Source organism: Chloroflexus sp. MS-G (genome assembly GCF_000735195.1).
Lineage (GTDB): Bacteria > Chloroflexota > Chloroflexia > Chloroflexales > Chloroflexaceae > Chloroflexus.
In genome coordinates this window covers 25,560-45,066 of the sequence record NZ_JPIM01000016.1, presented here as the reverse complement: position 1 = coordinate 45,066, position 19,507 = coordinate 25,560, and the positions used below count along the sequence as shown (strand labels likewise).

General features: G+C 53.2%; 16 protein-coding genes and 1 tRNA gene. 11 read left to right on the top strand and 6 right to left on the bottom strand.

Annotation, left to right across the window (positions count from 1 at the left end):
* The first annotated feature begins 164 nt into the window (after positions 1-164).
* The 5 genes from JE47_RS0104755 to JE47_RS0104735 all read left to right on the top strand — a co-directional run bounded on the left by JE47_RS0104755 (position 165) and on the right by JE47_RS0104735 (position 4,816).
* A complete protein-coding gene (locus JE47_RS0104755; RefSeq protein WP_031458648.1) occupies positions 165-650 on the top strand; it encodes a carboxymuconolactone decarboxylase family protein in 486 nt (161 codons plus the stop codon).
* A complete protein-coding gene (locus JE47_RS0104750; RefSeq protein ID WP_031458647.1) occupies positions 647-1,399 on the top strand; it encodes a GGDEF domain-containing protein in 753 nt (250 codons plus the stop codon). The genes JE47_RS0104755 and JE47_RS0104750 overlap by 4 nt, the downstream gene beginning before the upstream one ends.
* Positions 1,400-1,486: 87 nt before the next feature.
* Positions 1,487-2,407: a lipoyl synthase gene (gene lipA, locus JE47_RS0104745; RefSeq protein ID WP_031458646.1), complete on the top strand. Its 921-nt coding sequence runs from the start codon at positions 1,487-1,489 to the stop codon at positions 2,405-2,407.
* 123 nt (positions 2,408-2,530) lie between these two features.
* The gene (gene lpdA, locus JE47_RS0104740) at positions 2,531-3,943 is read left to right on the top strand and encodes a dihydrolipoyl dehydrogenase (RefSeq protein WP_031458645.1); all 1,413 of its coding nucleotides are present in this window, start codon (positions 2,531-2,533) and stop codon (positions 3,941-3,943) included.
* A 378-nt stretch (positions 3,944-4,321) separates the two neighbouring features.
* Positions 4,322-4,816, top strand: a complete 495-nt coding sequence (locus JE47_RS0104735; protein WP_031458644.1) for a hypothetical protein — start codon at positions 4,322-4,324, stop codon at positions 4,814-4,816.
* A 108-nt stretch (positions 4,817-4,924) separates the two neighbouring features.
* Here the strand turns inward: JE47_RS0104735 and JE47_RS0104730 are convergent, their stop codons facing one another.
* On the bottom strand, positions 4,925-6,352 hold the full coding sequence (locus tag JE47_RS0104730; RefSeq protein WP_031458643.1) for a pyridoxal phosphate-dependent decarboxylase family protein: 1,428 nt from the start codon (positions 6,350-6,352) through the stop codon (positions 4,925-4,927).
* A 248-nt stretch (positions 6,353-6,600) separates the two neighbouring features.
* A tRNA-Asn gene (locus JE47_RS0104725) sits at positions 6,601-6,675 on the bottom strand.
* Between the two features lie 370 nt (positions 6,676-7,045).
* Here JE47_RS0104725 and JE47_RS0104720 point away from each other — a divergent pair.
* Complete coding sequence (locus tag JE47_RS0104720; RefSeq protein WP_031458642.1) at positions 7,046-8,230, top strand: iron-containing alcohol dehydrogenase; 1,185 nt, start codon at positions 7,046-7,048, stop codon at positions 8,228-8,230.
* A gap of 97 nt (positions 8,231-8,327) precedes the next feature.
* On the opposite strand, the gene JE47_RS0104715 is transcribed toward JE47_RS0104720, so the two are convergent.
* The 3 genes from JE47_RS0104715 to JE47_RS0104705 are packed head-to-tail and all read right to left on the bottom strand — an operon-like array spanning position 8,328 to position 9,864.
* Entirely contained in the window at positions 8,328-8,729 is a 402-nt protein-coding gene (locus tag JE47_RS0104715; protein ID WP_031458641.1) for an anti-sigma regulatory factor, read from the bottom strand.
* The gene (locus tag JE47_RS0104710; protein WP_031458640.1) at positions 8,716-9,102 is read right to left on the bottom strand and encodes an STAS domain-containing protein; all 387 of its coding nucleotides are present in this window, start codon (positions 9,100-9,102) and stop codon (positions 8,716-8,718) included. The genes JE47_RS0104715 and JE47_RS0104710 overlap by 14 nt, the downstream gene beginning before the upstream one ends.
* 51 nt (positions 9,103-9,153) lie before the next feature.
* On the bottom strand, positions 9,154-9,864 hold the full coding sequence (locus JE47_RS0104705) for a diacylglycerol/polyprenol kinase family protein (RefSeq protein WP_031458639.1): 711 nt from the start codon (positions 9,862-9,864) through the stop codon (positions 9,154-9,156).
* 527 nt (positions 9,865-10,391) lie between these two features.
* Here JE47_RS0104705 and JE47_RS0104700 point away from each other — a divergent pair.
* From JE47_RS0104700 to JE47_RS20940, 5 genes are all read left to right on the top strand, one after another.
* On the top strand, positions 10,392-11,390 hold the full coding sequence (locus JE47_RS0104700) for a glycosyltransferase family 2 protein (RefSeq protein WP_031458638.1): 999 nt from the start codon (positions 10,392-10,394) through the stop codon (positions 11,388-11,390).
* 18 nt (positions 11,391-11,408) lie between these two features.
* On the top strand, positions 11,409-13,577 hold the full coding sequence (locus tag JE47_RS0104695) for a glycoside hydrolase family 2 TIM barrel-domain containing protein (RefSeq protein ID WP_031458637.1): 2,169 nt from the start codon (positions 11,409-11,411) through the stop codon (positions 13,575-13,577).
* 345 nt (positions 13,578-13,922) lie between these two features.
* Positions 13,923-15,107 (top strand): acyl-CoA dehydrogenase family protein, encoded by a 1,185-nt coding sequence (locus JE47_RS0104690; RefSeq protein ID WP_031458636.1) that lies wholly within the window; start codon positions 13,923-13,925, stop codon positions 15,105-15,107.
* A 421-nt stretch (positions 15,108-15,528) separates the two neighbouring features.
* Positions 15,529-17,334, top strand: a complete 1,806-nt coding sequence (gene metG / locus JE47_RS0104685) for a methionine--tRNA ligase (protein ID WP_031458635.1) — start codon at positions 15,529-15,531, stop codon at positions 17,332-17,334.
* Positions 17,335-17,624: 290 nt separating this feature from the next.
* Entirely contained in the window at positions 17,625-18,716 is a 1,092-nt protein-coding gene (locus JE47_RS20940) for a hypothetical protein (RefSeq protein ID WP_051871066.1), read from the top strand.
* Positions 18,717-18,962: 246 nt separating this feature from the next.
* Here JE47_RS20940 and tpx read toward each other — a convergent pair whose 3' ends face one another.
* A complete protein-coding gene (gene tpx, locus JE47_RS0104675) occupies positions 18,963-19,487 on the bottom strand; it encodes a thiol peroxidase (RefSeq protein ID WP_031458633.1) in 525 nt (174 codons plus the stop codon).
* Positions 19,488-19,507 lie beyond the last annotated feature (20 nt).

Here is a 19,507-nt window from a genome sequence, read left to right as displayed (position 1 = left end):
CTCTTTCTTCTCACCGGATTTTGCATTCTCGAATAATGACACCTTTCTTACCATTCATGATACAATAGCAACACACTGGCAATAAAAGATTTGTGCACAACAAACCTTTTCAGCCCAGAGCACTGGCATGTAGTTTCACTATTTGTATCGATTCGGAGGTATGTATGTCGAAAGATACGGTACAGGAGATAGTGGATGAACTTGGATTTGGAGTTATCCCGAATATCTTTGCCCATGCTCAAAGCACCGATATACAGACAGCACTCTGGAAAGCCTTCCGTCATGTGGTGCTGCGTGGAGTGTTGCCGCGTACAGTGAAAGAGATGATGGGGGTAATCATTTCACAGTCTCGTGGATCACGATACGCTGCCGAAATTCATCTGCATGCTTTGATGGTTCAGGGGTTGGAAGCGAGTTTGCTCGATTCGTTACGTCGTGGCGAAATCTTACCGACACTACCCACTCGTGTTCAGGCATTACTCCGTTTTGCTCAGGCTGCAACTGCTTCACCTGATACACATCTTCTGGAGGAACTGCGTGAGTCAGGTCTGAGCGATATTGAAGTGCAAGAGGCAGTCGCAGTCGTAGGGGTATTTGCGTTCATTAATACCTGGACGGATTTGCTGAACATTCCGGTCGATAAGGTATGAGTCTTGAGACGCTGTTAGTACGGTTGCTGCTCTTACACGAAACAGCAACCGGTTATACGAATCTGCCGGTTTCTGGTGTCCTCGACCACGCTCAACGCTATGTAGGCTGGATATTCGAGCTTGGGAAGCTCAGGGTGCTTGATCCTGACTCTGCCCAGGGACTTCCCAGCCGTGGTCGGATTGCCGGGGGATATGGCGCTTACTTTTTCGGCCCTCCTTATCCAATGTATCTTCTCCTTGAAATACCCAATATCGATGATCCAACAGAACTGCGACTAGCAGCTCTCTTCTGTGATTATTTACTTTCGGCTCTGTATGCCGCAGGATATCGCGAAGAACTTGAGCGACAGGCACGATACGATTGGCTAACCGGTTTAGGGAATCGACGTGCGCTTGAGCGGCGATTGGCGGATAGTCTTCCGACAGGATGGGGATTAGCATTCCTTGATCTCGATGATTTGAAAAAGGTGAATGATAGCCAGGGGCATCAGGCCGGAGATCAATTGTTGCAACGTTTTGCTGAAGCCCTGCGGCAGGCAGGGTTTGAAGCTTTTCGCTTAGGCGGCGATGAATTTGCCGTCCTCCTATCCAGACAGCAAGTAGAAAAGTTGTACCAAGTGGTGGGTTGCTTTCAAGTCAGCTATGGATTTGCCTGGGCTGAAGAAGGTTCGGGTGTAGTGTTACTGGCACTAGCCGATCAGCGAATGTACGAACAGAAGCATCGTAAAAAGACCGGTCGCTCAGTTTAGCATGATCTGCGGTACAATATGAATGCCAATTGAATTGTTATCTGATCGTGTGACCTAATCGACGATCACTGGAAGGCGAGAACGCCAATGGCAGAACTTATCCCACTTAGTGATGTAGGTGTGACGCAATCTACACCGACTGCAACCAACCGACCACGTCGCCCTGAATGGTTGAAAGCGCGGGCGCCGGGTGGTGTCAACTATCACGATGTGTTGCGCCTGATGCGCGAAAAGAATTTGCACACCGTTTGTGAAGAAGCCCGTTGTCCAAATATTGGCGAATGCTGGAATCATCGCACTGCGACATTCCTTTTGCTTGGCGATATTTGTACCCGTGGTTGCCGGTACTGTGCCATCGGTAAAGGGAAACCGAAGCCAATTGATGAACAAGAACCTGAACGAGTGGCCGAATCGGTTGCCCATCTGAAGCTGAAATTTGCCGTGCTGACCTCGGTAAATCGTGATGATGTACCCGATGGTGGTGCGCATATCTTTGCTCGCACTATTGAACTGATCCGACAGAAAGTTCCCGATTGCAAGGTCGAAGTGCTCATTCCCGATTTTGACGGCAATTGGGACGCGCTGGCAACAGTTTTAGCAGCCGAGCCGGATGTGCTTAACCATAACATCGAGACGGTGCCACGTCTGTTTCGACGGTTCCGACCGCGGGCAAAGTTCGAGCAGAGTATCGAGTTGTTGGCCCGTGCCAGGGCAGCTCGTCCTCATCTGGTGACCAAGAGTGGTATGATGGTGGGCGCTGGTGAGACAAATGAGGAAGTCTTTGAGGTGATTGATCGCCTGCGTGCGGTTGATGTGAATGTGCTGACGATAGGCCAATATCTGGCGCCTGATGCAAGCTACTGGCCAGTCCATCGCTACGTCACGCCTGATGAATTTGCCGAGTTTCGTCGTTACGCTCTGGCACGAGGCTTTACCCACGTTGAGAGTGGCCCATTGGTACGATCAAGCTACAATGCGCACCTTCATGTTGGTGCAGCTCAACACTAAGCGTTTCCAAGAGCGCAGGGTTCATCGGTAATCTGCGCCCTTGCCTATCATTTCAATGCGGTCGTATGATCGGACGATGCAGCGATTGGGGTGTCGCTGCTCCAGAAAAGAAAGGGTTATACGGTGAGCGAACAGGTATACGATCTGGTAATCCTTGGCTCAGGACCGGGCGGATACGTTGCAGCCATTCGGGCCGCCCAGCTTGGGATGAAGACGGCTATTATTGAAGTTAATGCGCTCGGTGGCGTTTGTCTCAACATTGGATGTATTCCCACCAAAGCGTTGCTGCACAGCGCCGATCTGCTGGAAGAAGTGAAAGAGGCGAAGCGTTTTGGCATTAATGTAGAGCACGTCACCTTCGAGCTGACCGGTGCGATGAAGCATAAGGATACAGTCGTCAAGCAGAGTACTGACGGTGTTGCGTTTTTGATGAAGAAGAATAAAATCGAGGTTGTTGCCGGTCGTGGTCGCCTGATCGGACGAGGTCAAGTACACGTGCAATTGAACGAGGGTGGTGAGCGCGTGCTGGCGGCCAAACATATCATCGTCGCCACCGGTGGTCGGCCTCGTCCCTTCCCCGGCATTCCTTTCGATGGCGAGCGGGTGCTCTCCTCAACCGATATGCTGAATCTGAAAACGGTTCCGGCCAGCCTGTTGGCTATTGGCGCCGGTGCGATTGGGGTTGAGTTTGCGTCGATGTTTCGTTCCTTCGGGAGCGAGGTGACAATTGTTGAAGCGCTCCCGCGGATTGTGCCTAACGAAGATGAAGAGGTAAGCGCTGAATTGACCAAGGCATTCCAGCGTCGTGGGATCAAGACCCTAGCCGGTGCGAAAGTCGAAGGGGTTGATGTCGGCGGTGATAAGATCGTTGTTACCGTAGTGGATAATACCGGCAAACCGCAACAAATTGCCGTCGAAAAGCTACTGGTCTCGATTGGCATTGCGCCAAATACCGAGAATATCGGCCTGGAAGAGGTCGGTGTCAAAGTGAACAGTCGTGGTTTTATCGAGACTGATGGCTTCTTGCGCACCAGCGCCGAGGGGATTTACGCAATTGGCGATTGTACGGCCAACACGCCGTGGCTGGCCCACAAGGCCAGTGCTGAAGGCATTCTGGCTGCTGAACATATCGCCGGTCATCATGTCACCCCAATTGATTATGGCAAGATCGCTGCCTGTACCTACTGCAACCCCGAAATTGCCAGCGTTGGTCTCACCGAAGCTAAAGCACGTGAGCGCGGCTATCAGGTAAAGGTGGGTAAATTCCCCTTCTCGGCCAATGGTAAGGCCCGGGTCATTGGTCAAACCCGTTTCGGCTTTATCAAACTGGTGGCCGATGCCCAGTACGATGAGATTTTGGGCGTTCACATGATCGGCCCGCGGGTGACTGAAATGATTGCCGAGGGTGGCATTGCCCTCAGCCACGAGGCTACCGGCGAGAGCCTGATGCAAACGATCCATGCCCATCCGACGCTCTACGAGGCTATTGGTGAAGCTGCCCATGCGCTGGTGCATGGATCACCGATACATCTCTAAATCCATGGTCGTTCGCGCCGACACCAGGAGAATGGCGAGACTTGCCAATCCTGTCGGTCGCCGTGCCATACGGGGCGTGATCGGAATCTGCCCCGTATGGTATGTTCGTGTGTTGCGCCATCGGCTGCATTCGCTCTCTGCACGGGCGTATCAGCGGTTGGTGTCTCCGGGTGATGACAGAAGCAGGTTTTTTCAGATACGCGCTAAGCTCATACGAAAAGGTCGGCGGTTGATACGCTCATCCTTCCTGCCCCTTCTGCTTCTCAAATAGAGGCAGAGGTGGTATGTGATTTTGGAATCTACATCTGTCGTCACTTGCCATTGCGGTTGAAATTGATATGCTCAACGTGGTTACGATGTAAAAGCAAGGTTTCAGCTATGCGTCGATACCTTCCTCTCTTGGCAGTACTGGTTTTTCTCAGTGGCTGTGCCGGTCGTTCGTTCATCCCTGAGCCGGTGCTGGCTCCCCCCGATGCAGCGGTGCAGGTGCAATACCTGCTCCCACCGACATTTGCTGATGACTACGATGTATTGCCAGAACCGACCCCCTTTGCCGATGCGAAGGGTTTTTTAGTTGCCCTGCGTCCACGTGGTGGGACGGCGACGATCACTATTGCTGGTGGTTCAGCAGCTCGTGGGATATGGGAGCAGTATCAACCGAGCGCGGGCAGTGATCGGGTGAAGCAGACGTTGTTACGAGGCGTACGTGGCATTGCTATCTTTGATCCAGACCTGATTACTATGGCCTGGGTGGCTGAGGGAGTGCCGTATTTTGTCTCGGTCACGACGGCTGATGATAAGACGGTGCAAATCTTTATTAACGCACTGGCCGTGTATGATAAGAGTACGTGGCAACAGCGGGTACTTCAGTAGATATGCAACACCGCTGGGCAGTTTAGGAAGTAGATTCTCGGAGTGATCTGCGACCAACCCTCTGTTGGCTCTACGATACGCACATCGGTACATTGCAGGGGCGGGTTCCTAAGCCGCCCCCATTGCCTGAACCGCAGTCGTTTGCATCAGTTCCCACAAAGCCGCTACATCAGCATGTTCGGTTGGCTCGGCACCGATACTGATGCGCACCATCCAGCGTCCATCGAGCATCGCCGGGGTTACATACGCAGCACCGCTGGCGTTTAGCATACCGACCCAGCGCAACGTATGACGATCAAGATCATCACCACTAAGGCCAGGCGGTTCGTGACGGACGCAAACTGTTTGTAATGGTACCGGTGCTAATCTTCGCCAGTACGGCGTAGCATCGATCTGTTCTGCCAACCAGCGGGCATTGGCGAGGTCACGACGTAAACGAGCGCGTAACCCCTCGGCGCCTTCACAACGCAAGAGAAAGTAGAGTTTCAAAGCGCGGAAGCGTCTTCCTAGTGGAATGCCCCAATCACGATAGTTCGTCACTGCACCATCAGCACTGGTTTGCAGGTAGCTCGGATTCGTCGACATAACCCTGATCAGGTGTTGTGGATCGCGCACGTAGTAGAGCGAGCAATCAAATGCGGCACCCAACCACTTATGCGGATTGAGAACCAGACTATCAGCGTACTCGATGCCCTGCCACAAATGCCGACATTCGGGGAGTATCATCGCTGAACCGGCCATAGCAGCATCGACGTGGAGCCAGATTCCCTCACGCTGACACAGTTCGCCAATCGGTTCAAGGGGATCACAGGCTGTTGTGGCAGTGGCGCCGATGCTGGCAACAACCGCACAGGGTACACGTCCGGCAGCACGGTCGGCGGCAATCGCCGCTTCAAGCGCATCAACGCGCAGTTCAAATTGATTATCGACCGGCAACAGGCGCAGGTTTTCGCGCCCAAAGCCAGCCAGGAGGGCAGCTTTTTCCACCGAGCTATGGCTCTGCGTTGAAGTGTAGACGACCAGCGGCTGGGGAAGAGCTTGCAGGCCACCGCGCACCTGACTATGGTCGCTGGTGCGTTCACGGGCACACAAGAGCGCAACCAGCGTGCTGGTACTGGCCGTATCCTGAATTACCCCACGCCAGGCCTCGCTCAGACCGAGCAACTGCCGCATCCAGTCAGTTGTCAGTTCTTCCAGCTCGGTCAAAGGAGGACTGGCCTGCCAGTTGAGTCCTAACTGACCGAGTCCACCGCTGAGCATATCACCGAGCAGCGAAGCCAGGCTGGCATTGGCCGGAAAGTACCCAAAAAAGCGTGGATGCTGCCAGTTAGAAAGACCGGGAATAATCAACCGTTCAACATCGGCAAGGATGGACTCTGGCGGTTCGGGATGTTCAGGGGGATTCGCCGGTAACTGGCTGCGCAGCTCACCGGGACGCAACTGTGACCAGACCGGTCGGCTGGCGATGGTCCTCCGATAATCGGCGATCATATCGACAATTTGATACCCGAGACGCCGGAATTCATCAGGGTGCATAGTGTACTCCTCAGAACTGTGTAGTGAGTTTACTGAATTGTACCGCATCACAGCCAGGAGACATACAAAACGCGAATCCGTGCAGGTTTGCGCGAGGCAATGCGGAGTGTGCCCAAAGACCACGGTGCTCGTATGCTAACATCACGTGAACGCCGTGAGAGAAGAAGAGTCTTTGTCTGTCAGGCATGATCTTGGCGCGTGAGACCGGCTAAAAGTAAAACAGCCGCCGAAACTGGCGGCTGTCTTATTGGCTCCCCAACCTGGATTCGAACCAGGAACCCGCTGATTAACAGTCAGCTGCTCTACCGTTGAGCTATTGGGGATTGATTTCACCTGAGAGTATAGCACAAGTTGCCAAAACGTGCAAGTGGCTCAATGGGTGTAGCGCCCAACGACCCTCACCTATCCCCTTGCCCTTTCAACAAAGGGGAAGAAGAAAAGGGAACAGCACTGCCTCTCCGATCCGATTCGCCCCCTTTTTCGCCCCCTTTCGGCGGTCGAAACGGGGAGCTACGCACCTCCGCAGATGAGTTGTGAACCCGCCTTTCCTCGCTCTTCGCTGTTCGCCAGACACTCTCTCGTATCTTTGACGTGAAGGAAAAAACATATTACACTTCAAACAACTTTCCTGGTGCTTTCAACCTGCCACTTGCTGTTCTACAATGTCGTTGCTTAACGAGAAAGGAGAGGGACATGATGTCACCACGCGAGTTTATTATGCCATCACAGATGGTGATTGGTTCAGGTGCCGTTGAACAGGTTGGCTCACAATGTGCGAAGCGGGGCTGGCAGAAGGCATTAATCGTTACCGATCAAATTATGCAAAAGCTCGGCGTGGTCGGTCAGGTCGAGCAGAATCTTGCCAACCACGGCATTAGCAGTGTAGTCTACGCCGGTGTCAACACTGAGCCGGTCGTTGAATATGTTCAAGAGGGGTTAGCAGCGTATCGTGAAGGTGGTTGTGATTTCGTCGTCGCCGTGGGTGGTGGCAGTCCAATCGATACGGCGAAAGCGATCGCCGTTCTTGTCACCAATTCCGGCTCAATCGAACAGTACAAGGGCATCGGTAAAATTCCTGTGCCTGGCGTTCCAGTTGTTGCTATTCCCACGACTGCCGGTACTGGCAGTGAAGCTACGATCTACACTGTAATCACCGATCAGAAGACCGATGTTAAAATGCTGATCGGTAGCCCTTATCTGATGCCTACGATTGCGATTGTTGACCCCATGCTAACCATCTCGTCACCGCCGAGTGTAACAGCAGCAACCGGTGTTGATGCGCTAGTGCATGCGATTGAAGCCTACGTTTCGGTTAAACGTCAGCCGATGACCGATGTCTTATGTCTGTCGGCTATTGAGCTGATCGCCGGCAATATTCGCCAGGCCTGGGCAAATGGCAACAACTTTGAGGCGCGCGAGAAGATGATGCTGGGCGCGACTCAGGCTGGAATTGCGTTCAGCAACTCATCGGTTGCCCTCGTTCACGGGATGTCACGTCCAATTGGCGCCTACTTCCATATCGCTCATGGGGTTTCTAATGCGGCACTCCTGGCCGTGGTCACAGAATTCAGCCTGGTCGGCGATCCAAAGCGCTACGCCGATATTGCCCGTGCCATGGGTGAACCAATCGAGGGCCTGTCGTTGATGGAAGCGGCTGATCGAGCGGTTGTAGCTATCCGCCGTCTGGTGCGCGACATTAAAATTCCTTCGCTCCGCCAATTGGGTGTTGAACGCGAACGGCTGATGGAACTGGCTCCGGCGATGGCCGATGCAGCTATCGACAGCGGTAGTCCGGCGAATAATCCACGCAAGCCCACCAAACAAGAGATTATCGAGTTATATGCAAAGGCATACGATGAAGGCGAGCGGATGGCGTAGAGGCCGGTGCGTGACGGGCATTTAGCCATAACAAAGGGGCGTGAGGGTTGATCGTATCACCCTGACACCCCTGACCAATCGTAATACTGGTTACAGATCAGTTACGCCACTTTCGGCAAATGATCGTCGTGCCCTCGCCCTCTTTTGACTTAATATCAAACTCGTCCATCAGACGTTTTGCACCGGGCAGACCCATACCCATACCGCGCGACGTACTGTAGCCATCTTGCATCACCAGATCGATATTGGGAATACCAGGACCCTGATCTTCACAAATAATCTCGATCCCCTTCCGTGAACCCCTCTCAATATCACGCACCGTAACGTTACCGGTGCCCGCATAGAGAAAGATATTTCGGGCCAGCTCACTCACGGCCGTCGCAATTCGTGCCTGATCGATTGGTCCAAAACCGAGCGCCTTGGCCATATCGCGAGCCATGGTGCGCGCGATGACAATATCAAGGTCACTTCGGATGACAGCAGTCTTACTCTGCGCCATCGTCGCTCTCCTCATTGGTCATCCGCTGCATCATAGCCAGACCCTTTTCGAGATTAAGGGCCGTGAGTACACGCGGTAATTCCAGTCCTAACTCAACCAACGTAATTGCGACCGCCGGTTGCAAGCCGGTGAGTACAACTCGTGCACCCATTAGCCCGGCCATCGCGGCAATATCGGCAATAAGCCGACCGATAAAGCTATCAACAACATCAAGTGCTGTTAAATCGATAATAACGCCTTTTGCCCGCGTGTCATGAATCTTTTGCAACAAGTCATCTTTAAACTGTACCGCCGAGGCATCATGTAATGCCACCTGGATCGAAGCGATCAGAATATCGCCAATTTTCAATATCGGAATACGCAGGTTGTCCAAGATGCCGCTCCTCTACCTTTTCAAGTGAGCGTCTGCCTCAGAGCTATATTATCACATAACTGCCAGCACTCCGGCAACGACAAAACTGGCCAGGAGTGGAACACTCAAGTTATCAGTTCCGTGGGGTGAGACTCCTTCGGCAATTGTTGCGGCCAAAGCAGCTACGAGACTTGCGATCAGGGCTGCATTAAAGCCTATCGGTACGCTTTGTGGACTAAGCGCCGATCCTGGCGTCAATAACAAGGTGAGCAGCATCGCCACAAAGCTGGCAGCGAACATAGCTGCCGATCCTTCAAACGAGCGTCGCCCTCGACCAATCTGGTAGTGGTGCCGTCCCCAACGTTTGCCAACGATAGCCGCCAGGGCATCGCCCCAGGTCATAGCCATTGTTCCGGCTGCGGCAATATATCCGCGATCATCAGGGGAATTGGTGCGCCAAAAGATCAGAAATAATAATGTGATTGACAGGGCGAAGTAAACAGTTCCAGGCGTACTGTCGGGCGCATCTACCGATTCCAGGAGCCGAAAACGGTAGAAGATAAAATTAAGCACGATAAAGGTAGCAAATGGGATGATTCCAATCGTCCAGTTTTCAAATAGCGCGAGGACACCGAAGACCCACATTCCGGCGCCAATATGGACGAATTTACGGGTGAAATCTTGTGGATAGCCTCGCCAACGGCGAATGACTTCAGCAATGATGAGGAGCCCAAATGCGTATCCGAATGAGGTCACCAGTCCGATGAGATCGCGTGTACTCATAGTGATGCCGGGCGCTAATGATGGCGAAACTCGCCTTCTATTCTATTCATGTACTGTCAAGTCGTCAATTGACGCCCGGTCATGGTGGTGAACATTTAATGACAAATTGCTATGCCTGTCGTTTAGAACACGGAAGGCTATGGCACAAGGTGGGGTACGGCACGCGGAGGGAGACTGGGAGTCATACCTTCTCGACCACAGGCGAAGACCATCACTGAAATCGCAGCTGTTTTTGCAGTCTTCTCCTCATCGTTTCGGTCTGAAATGTCTCTCGATCAATGATGCATTTTATTATACAGGCAGTTACCCCAACGCGCTCATCGTATAGCACACGAGAACACTTTCCAACGGTCTTTCCCTCTTTCTCTCCCCAAGCGGAAGCGGAAGGGAGCTAGGGAAATTGAGGCGGAGGCACGCCCCGCTGCACGGGCAACGAAAACACTGAAAACCTGACCATGCTCACGCTTTGTCGCAACCCTCAGCTATGGTACACTATCAAGGCAACAGCATATAATATAGAGTAACCTATGCTGGCAATAATCATCGTATCTTGGAATGTACGCGACCTGCTTCGTCGTTGTCTCACTGCTGTGCAATCGTCGCTCGCGGAGGGTAACCTGACCGCTGAGATCATCGTGGTTGACAATGATAGCCGCGATGGAACGGTAGAGATGCTCAGGAAGGAATTTCCTGCCGTGCAGCTTATTGAAGCGGGGGCCAACCTCGGCTTTACTGCCGGCAATAATCTTGCCCTTAGAACACTGCTTAAGCGACCAGATGGCGGCCCGGAGTTTATCCTCTTGCTCAACCCGGACACTGAACCGCAAGCGGATGCGATTCCCCAACTGGTTACTTTTTTGCAAGAGCATCCGGCAGCCATTGCGGTTGGACCCCGTTTACGTTACAGTGATGGCAGTCAACAATCATCACGCCGCCGCTTCCCGACACCGCTGACCATGATCTGGGAAAGTACCCCCTGGGAACGGCTCTGGCCGCATAACCCATGGGCACGTGCGTACCACTGTCTTGACCGCTCTCCCGATCGGGTGCAACGAGTAGGCTGGCTGGTTGGAGCGGCGTTGCTGGTACGAACAGCAGCCATTCGGAAAGCCGGTCTCCTCGATGAACGCTTCTTTATGTACAGTGAGGAACTGGAGTGGCAGTGGCGTTTACAGTGGGGCAGTCCGGTTGCTCCCCCACCTAACCGCTCCCGACGTGAGCATGTTGATGTATGCAGTCAAATCTGGTATCTGCCGACAGCGGTTGTGGTGCACCACGAAGGCAAAAGCAGTGAACAGGTTCCACTTACTCGCCACCGCTACTTTCAGCAGAGTCGTCTGCTCCTGGCCCGAATGTGGTATGGCTGGCTTACAGCAGCCTTATTACGCCACCTGATCTGTTTGGGGTATCAGTATGAATTACTCATAGAGGCAATAAAATTAGCGCTTGGTCACCGCCCTGAACTCCGCCGACAACGAATTGTACTATACCAACAAGTGTTGTACACACTACAGAATGATCGATAATAGCCACCGATTCTCGATATGTATTACGCCACACTGAACGATAATTGGCAGATTCGTCCGCTGAGTGAATTTTCACATGGCATTTACCCGCGCAACGATGACGGTTGGTTACCGGCCATCGTACCGGCACACTGGCAGCAACTGCCCGGCCTGGAAACACACAGTGGTAAAGTTGTCTACCGTTGCCGTTTTCCCTATTCAAAACCAGCCGATTCTATCCCCGATGAACGGTACTGGTTGCGGATCAACGGTGTATTCTACTACCGACACACCTACTTCAATGGTGTTGATTTGGGTGCTCACGAGGGTTACTTCGAGCCAACCGAACACGACATTACTGCGCTGTTACGAACTCACAATACGCTCATTATTGAAATCGATTGCCCGGATGAACACAACAAAGTTGGGAAGCGGATGATCACCGGTGTCTTCTCTCACTGGGATTGCTTCGATCCGCAGGCGAATCCGGGGGGAATCTGGTTGCCGGTTGAACTCCACCGTAGTGGGCCGGTCAGGCTCCATCACGCCCGTTTACGTACCGAGCACTGCGATGCCCACCTCGCCCAGTTGCGCTTCGCCCTCGATCTAGATGCTACTCAGGCCACGCCGATCCAGATTGAGATCAGCTTTGCCCCACTCACCTTTCACGGTGAAACCCAAATCTTTACCCTGCAACGCCGACTGCGCAGCGGCACGCAGACGGTGGCCGGTCTGCTGAAGCTCCGTGAGCCGCGCCGATGGTGGACACACGATCTCGGTCAGCCCGATCTCTATCAGGTAACTGTGCGCATCTGGCTCAATGGTATCTTGAGTGATGAGCAGTCATTTGCGTATGGTGTGCGCACATTCGAGTTGCGCGACTGGATTCCTCACCTTAACGGTGAACGCTTTTTAGCAAAGGGCAATAATTACCCTCCGGGAGATATGCGCATAGCCACGATGAACCGCGAACGGGCCGAGCGTGATCTGGCATTGGCCCGAGATTGCCACATGAATATGCTGCGGGTGCATGCGCATGTCGATCATCCTGCGTTTTACGATGCTGCCGATGCCGCCGGCATATTGCTCTGGCAAGACTTTCCTCTTCAGTGGCTGTACCGCCCAGAAGTGCTGCCGGCGGCCCGCCATCAGGCACGGGCAATGGTCCGTCTCCTCGGCAACCATCCCAGCATCGCAATCTGGTGTATGCACAACGAAGCCATTCATCTCGAAGATACCGCCGATGAATCATTGGCGGCACGTCTGCGTACCTACCAGTCGGCCTTCATTTTTAGCTGGAACCGGGATGTAATGGATGTGCAGTTGAAAAAGATTGTCGAAGAAGAAGACCCTACCCGCCCGGTCGTTCGTTCATCAGGTGAGCCAGACGTACCCTACGTGCGTACCGGTACCGATGCCCATGCCTACTTCGGCTGGTACCGCACCTATGGCACCCTGGCCGATGGAGAAGCTGTTCGAGCGCGTTTTCCCAGCAACTTACGCTTTGTCACCGAATTCGGCGCTCAGAGCTTTCCCAATCTCGAGAGCAGTCTGCGTTTCATGCCCGACCCACTCGACGACGACGCTATCAAGCGCCTGGTCGAACGGCATGGCCTACAGGCTGACATTATGTCGGCGTGGTACCCGTGGCGGCAAGCGAAATCGCTGGCCGAGGTGATCGAGTTATCACAAAATTATCAGGCTGAACTTAACCGGTTCTACATTGATCGGTTACGTTACCACAAATATCGCCCAACAGGTGGTATTATTGCCTTTCTGTTCGTCGATCCGTATCCCGCGGTCTTGTGGAGCGTTATCGATTATTGGCGAGTCCCGAAACGCTCATACTACGCCCTGCGTGACTGTTTCCGACCACAGTATGTCTTTACCCTCATCGAACCGCGCACGTTTACGATTGGCGAGGCAATCGATCTGCCAATTTATGCAGTCAACGATGCCCGTGAACCGCTTGCCGGCGCACAACTAACCATCAGATTGTGCGATCCAACCGACAGCGAACTGGCAACTGTTATCCGCTATCTCGATCTGCCCGCCGATTCGCTGGCGACAGAGATCGATCGGCTGCGCCTAACTCCGATTCGTGCTGGAGACTATACGATTGAGTTACGCCTGAGTGGGGCCGGGCCGGAGTTTACCAACCGCTATCGGTTGACGGTGGTCGCAACGGGCGAGATGACAACCCGGTGATTTTGGTCCGTCCCCGGCCAGATGTGCTACCATCAGAGGAATGCCGCTCCTGTTCCGACAGCGGTCTACTCGATCCCTGTTAGCGCGCCGAATCAGGTGCGTCACCGCAGCGATAGGGGCGGGTTCTACCCCTTGCCCCCTGCAAGCGGGGGCCAAGAGGGTAATGCAAATCCTGGGGGCAATAATGGTCTTTAGCCATACAGCGCCGGATGTAGGTCAGCAGCTCGCGCTCCTGGGGACAAGCTGTCAATCGGTTTCGCCTCTATTCAACCCGTGATAAACATTCTGTGCTATAATGATTACGCAGTGCGTCATACCACCATTTATGTACGTAGGAGGCGAACAATGACGATCGCAAGCGAGCGCGGTATCGATCTCTTTCGTTTCGATGAACTCCTCACCCCGCGCGAGCGTGCACTCCGTGATAAAGTGCGCGCATTTTGTAATGAGCATGTCATCCCGATCATCAATGATTACTGGGAGCGAGCTGAGTTTCCTTTTGAACTCATCCCGCGCATTGCCGAATTAGGCATCGTAGGCGGCACGATTAAGGGGTATGGGTGCCCAGGGTTCTCGAGTGTTGAAGTAGGGATCATCGCCGCCGAGCTAGCGCGTGGTGATGGCAGTGTTGGTACCTTTGTGGGCGTAACCAGTGGTCTGGCCATGGGTGCCATTGCTGCCTGTGGTTCAGAAGAGCAGAAACAGCGCTGGCTACCGGCTATGGCCCGTCTCGAGAAGATCGGGGCATTTGCCCTGACCGAGCCTCATGTCGGTTCTGATGCGGCCCACATCCGAACCACCGCCCGCCGTGTGAGCGGAGGATACCTACTCAATGGCGCCAAACGCTGGATTGGCAACGCCACCTTTGCCGACGTGATTGTCGTCTGGGCCCAAGATGAAGAGACCGGACGGGTCGGTGGTTTTCTGGTCGAAAAGGGCACGCCAGGGTATCGGGCGACAAAGATCGAGGGCAAGATCGCCAAACGTTCGGTGATCAATGCGGATATTACGCTTGAGAATGTCTTCGTCCCGGAAGAGAATCGATTACCGTTTGCGCGCTCGTTCCGCGATACGGCAAATATCCTTAAGAATACCCGCTACGGTGTGGCCTGGGAAGCCGTCGGCCATGCGCAGGCAGCTTACGAACTGGCCCGTGAATACACCCTGCAACGTGAGCAATTTGGGCGTCCCATCGCTGGCTTCCAGTTAGTACAGCAGAAACTGGTACACATGCTCGGCGATCTGACAGCCATTCAATTGATGGCGTGGCGGCTGAGCAAGCTACGTGACGAAGACGAAACGCAAGTGACGGAGGGAATGGCCTCACTCGCCAAGCAATATTGTGCAGCGAAGGCACGCCAGATTGTGGCCCTGGGGCGTGAAGTGCTCGGCGGAAATGGTATTTTGCTTGACCGCCACATTGCCCGCCATTTTGCCGATATTGAAGCTGTTTATACGTATGAAGGTACCAACGAAATCAACACTTTAGTCGTTGGCCGTGAGATTACCGGAATTGCGGCGTTCGTGTAGCGTTTCGTCCCCTGGGAGCGCGGGCCTCCGGCCCGCCTCCGCACCTCGCCTGGGAGTGCGGGCTAACGCCCCTGTACTGATGATTGTGGATGGACCCGATTTGGAACCATAACTCACTGCGTGATCCCCACACCCGGCATCCAGTACCTTCTTTTCCTTTTGCAGCAAGTTCAACATATGCTCTACAATCTGTTATACTACTCTCACGGTAAGGATAGCGTGTGGGGTTGTCATGGAGTCGCAGGTCGCAACGAGTCAGCTCTGTTTTCTCCCCGCCCGTTGGTGCGGTCTACGTCTGACCGCCCGCGGCTTTATGGCGGCTTGACCGCCAGGACATCACATTCCCCTTTGTTCTTTGGATCGAAAATTCCTATCTGTATCCCGGAGATGTTTCAAAGGAATTGGTATTTGAGGTGGTATGATGCCTGAACATATTCTGGTTGCGGTTGCCTGGCCGTATGCAAACGGCCCACGCCACATCGGACACGTTGCCGGTTTTGGTGTACCAGCCGATATTTTTGCCCGTTACCACCGATTACGGGGCAATCGGGTCCTGATGGTTTCAGGAACTGATGAGCACGGTACGCCAATTACGTTGGTGGCCGATAAAGAAGGGACAACCCCCCAGGCCATTGCCGATCGCTACAACAAAATTATCGGCGATGACCTCTACAATCTCGGGTTGAGCTACGACACCTTCACCCGCACAACCACGTCCAATCATTATGCAGTGACCCAAGACATCTTTCGCACCCTGTACGAGCGTGGCTACATTGTTCGCCAAGAGACGTTAGGTGCATTTTCGGTGACGACCGGGCGAACCCTACCCGACCGCTACATCGAAGGTACGTGTCCGATCTGTGGCTATGATGAAGCACGTGGTGATCAGTGCGATCAGTGTGGTAGCCAACTCGATCCCACCGATCTGATCAATCCTCGCTCGAAAGTTGATGGGCAACCGCCGGTTTTTAAACCAACAGAGCACTTCTTCCTTGACCTGCCGGCCTTCGCCGAGCAGTTGCACCGCTGGATAGAACAGCAGGGACATTGGCGGCCTAATGTGCGTAATTTTTCACTCAATTTTCTCAAAGATTTGAAACCACGGGCGATCACTCGCGATCTCGAATGGGGTGTGCCTATCCCGCTGCCGGAATACGCCAACCGTGACGACAAAAAGATTTATGTCTGGTTCGATGCAGTTATCGGCTATCTATCGGCCAGCATCGAATGGGCACACAACAGTGGTCAACCAGATGCCTGGCGTGAGTGGTGGCAGAATCCTGATGCCCGCCATTTCTATTTTATGGGAAAAGATAATATCGTTTTCCACACCGTAATCTGGCCTGCAATGCTCCTTGGCTACGGTGCCGGTGGGTATTACGGCACAACGACAGATGAGCGTTTTGCCGGTGTTCCGCTGCAACTACCCTACAACGTTGTTTCGAGCGAATTTCTGACCATGGAAGGGAAGAAATTCTCAAGTTCGCGCGGGATTGTGATATACGTGAACGATTTTCTCAGTCGGTACGATGCCGATGCCTTGCGCTATTTCCTGACCATCGCCGGGCCGGAGAATCAAGACACCGATTTTACCTGGGCCGAATTTGTGCGCCGGAACAACGATGAACTGGTTGCAACGTGGGGGAATCTGGTCAATCGCACGCTGACCAATGTCTACAAAAACTTTGGGAGTGTTCCGCAACCTGGCCCCCTGACCGTGGCCGACGAACAGATATTGGCCGAAGTGACCGGTGGAATCGACACCGTTGGCGACCTGCTGGCGACGGCAAGATTTAAAGCGGCCTTGAGCGAAGCAATGCGCCTAGCATCACAGGTCAATATCTACCTGAGCGAACAGGAACCGTGGAAGGTCATCAAGAGTGATCGCGACCGTGCAGCAACTATCTGGTATGTGGCCTTACGTTGTGTTGACACGCTCAAGATTATCTTTACCCCCTTCCTACCCTTTTCCAGCCAGCGGTTGCACGAGTATTTAGGCTACGATGGGTATATCGCCGGTCCTCTCTATTTCCGTGATATAACTGAAGCCGATGGTCGTACCCACCGCGTACTGACCGGCGACTACGAGCAGTGGGTTGGTCGTTGGGAAGCTTCGGCGTTACCGGTAGGACAGATGTTACGTCAACCACAGCCATTGTTCAAAAAGCTCGACGAATCGGTTGTGGAAGAGGAATTGGCGCGGATGCAGAGTCGGGCATTACGATGAGGGAGACAAACGGGCGGATTTGGACAAGGAGAGCGGCGGGTTCCAAACCCGCCTGCTACGCTTTTCAGAATAATCACACGACACCAACCAGAGGCCCACGCTCTCAGGCAATCTCGCGAAGCCGAGGTATGCCGGGAGGGTAGATGACAATCATCGTTCACGGCTTTTCGTTTGCAGGCATAAAACCTGAAAACTTCAAAAAGCTATACGTAAGCGGTATCATGATCATGATACTTGACTCGAACATCCTCGCGCAGTTCACAAAATCCTCGCAACTACAGAGGTCTTGCATGCATCGTGTTTGTCTGATAAGTGTCGTGCTTTTGCTCGTATTCAGCATCGGAAACGTATCGGCTGACTCATCAGGACAGAAGATCATCGCCGCATTTTTTAGCGAAACTCACAACTGGATCGCACCACCATTCTACAGTTTCTGGGATCGAAATGGAGGCGTCCGCATATTCGGTTATCCGCTGTCCCCTCCAGCCCTGCTGCATAGCCCTGAGGATGGTCATCTGTGCGTAACCCAAGATTTCGAGCGTCAACGGCTAGAGTATTGTCCTACCCACCCGGAACCCTATCGCGTGGTACCCATCCGAATTGGCGTTGAAGTGTTGCTCAAGCAAGGACGCAACTGGGAAGACCTTCCTAAAGGCACACCAACTCCTGGATGTGATTTCTTTCCTGAAACGGGTCATACCCTCTGCGAACCGTTCCGCAGCTTCTGGTACAGCCATGGGTTAGATTTAGGAATGGGTGGAAGAGCCTGGGTCGAATCACTTGCTCTCTTTGGTTATCCTATTTCGGAACCAATGGTAGAGACGAATGCGGAAGGGGCGACGGTGTTGACGCAGTGGTTTGAGCGAGCACGGTTTGAGTATCATCCTGACAACCCACCACAGTACCGCGTCTTGCTTGGCCTGTTGGGGAAGGAATTATACGGTAGCTATCGAACAGGGGTTGCCTCGGTAAGTGGAATTGTTTATGTCGAGCGCGTTGCCAGAGCGTTTGTTGAGTCAGGCCTTTTTTGGGATATGGTTCATCGGCCAGATAGTGGAGTCAACATTAGCAAAGCGTCACTCTCGATTCGTGGGCCGATCTACCCGTCCGATCATCCTCTGGCTGGAGTCGGCGACAGCTGGTTCAACATTCTGGTTGACATCAGACCGGATAGTACCTTTGCCTCGCCTGCGGATTTTGTGCCGGAAACACCTGGTGGGGTTATGGAAATTCGCCCCGGTATGCTCGAAGGCACCTGTGATAGCGGCGGAAACGCCGCTTTTTTTCCTTACAGTAGTAAGCAGTTTTCAGTTACAGGGAGACAGTCGCTAGAGAATGTGATCTTTCAAACGGATATTGTGTGTAGTGATTTCTTTCCTTGAACATACCTTGAATATCTTCAGCAGTGACACTCCCAGGCCTTTTCGATAACATGTACTTCAAGACCAGATGCTCTCAGCGAGGGTCTGAACATACTCTTTAGCTTGTGTCGGCGTTTCTTATTCAGAAGGGTAGGTTTTGCCTCACCTGTTAAGCAAAGCTTTTGCGGTCATCACACTCCGAGATGTGAAGAGGCAAGGCATACCATACCCCTTCGCCAACCCTATCCAGATCGCGCCATACCTCACTTACCCTAATGCTTTCCTGGCTTCAGCAATCACTTCATCGTAGTCTGGTTCGTCGCCTAAAGATGGTAAATAGTTGACATAGGTTAGCCTTCCGTCACGACCAACGATAAAGACAGCGCGCCGTAGATAACGGCGCTCCTTAATGAGCAGGCCATATTTCAAGCCGAATTCGGTCTCGACCACATCGGAGAGCACTTTTACCCTGTCAATGCCTGCTGCGCCACACCAACGCTTTTGGGTCATCGGAAAATCGGTGCTGATGGTATAAATGATGATCTCATCACTCAATTTGGCTGCCTCTTCATTGAAACGCCTCGTCTCGCGATCGCAGACATTCGTATCGAGTGAAGGAACTGCGGAGAGGATAATAACCTTTCCCTTGGATTCCTGTAGGGGATTTACAGTTGACCAATCAGCAGCATGAACAGTAAACTCGGGAGCAATATCCCCAACCTGTACTTCATCTCCAAGCAAGGTGACGAAGATATCGCCCACTTTGAAAGCATTCTTACGGACAGTGATCATCGTTAGACTCCGTAGCGTGA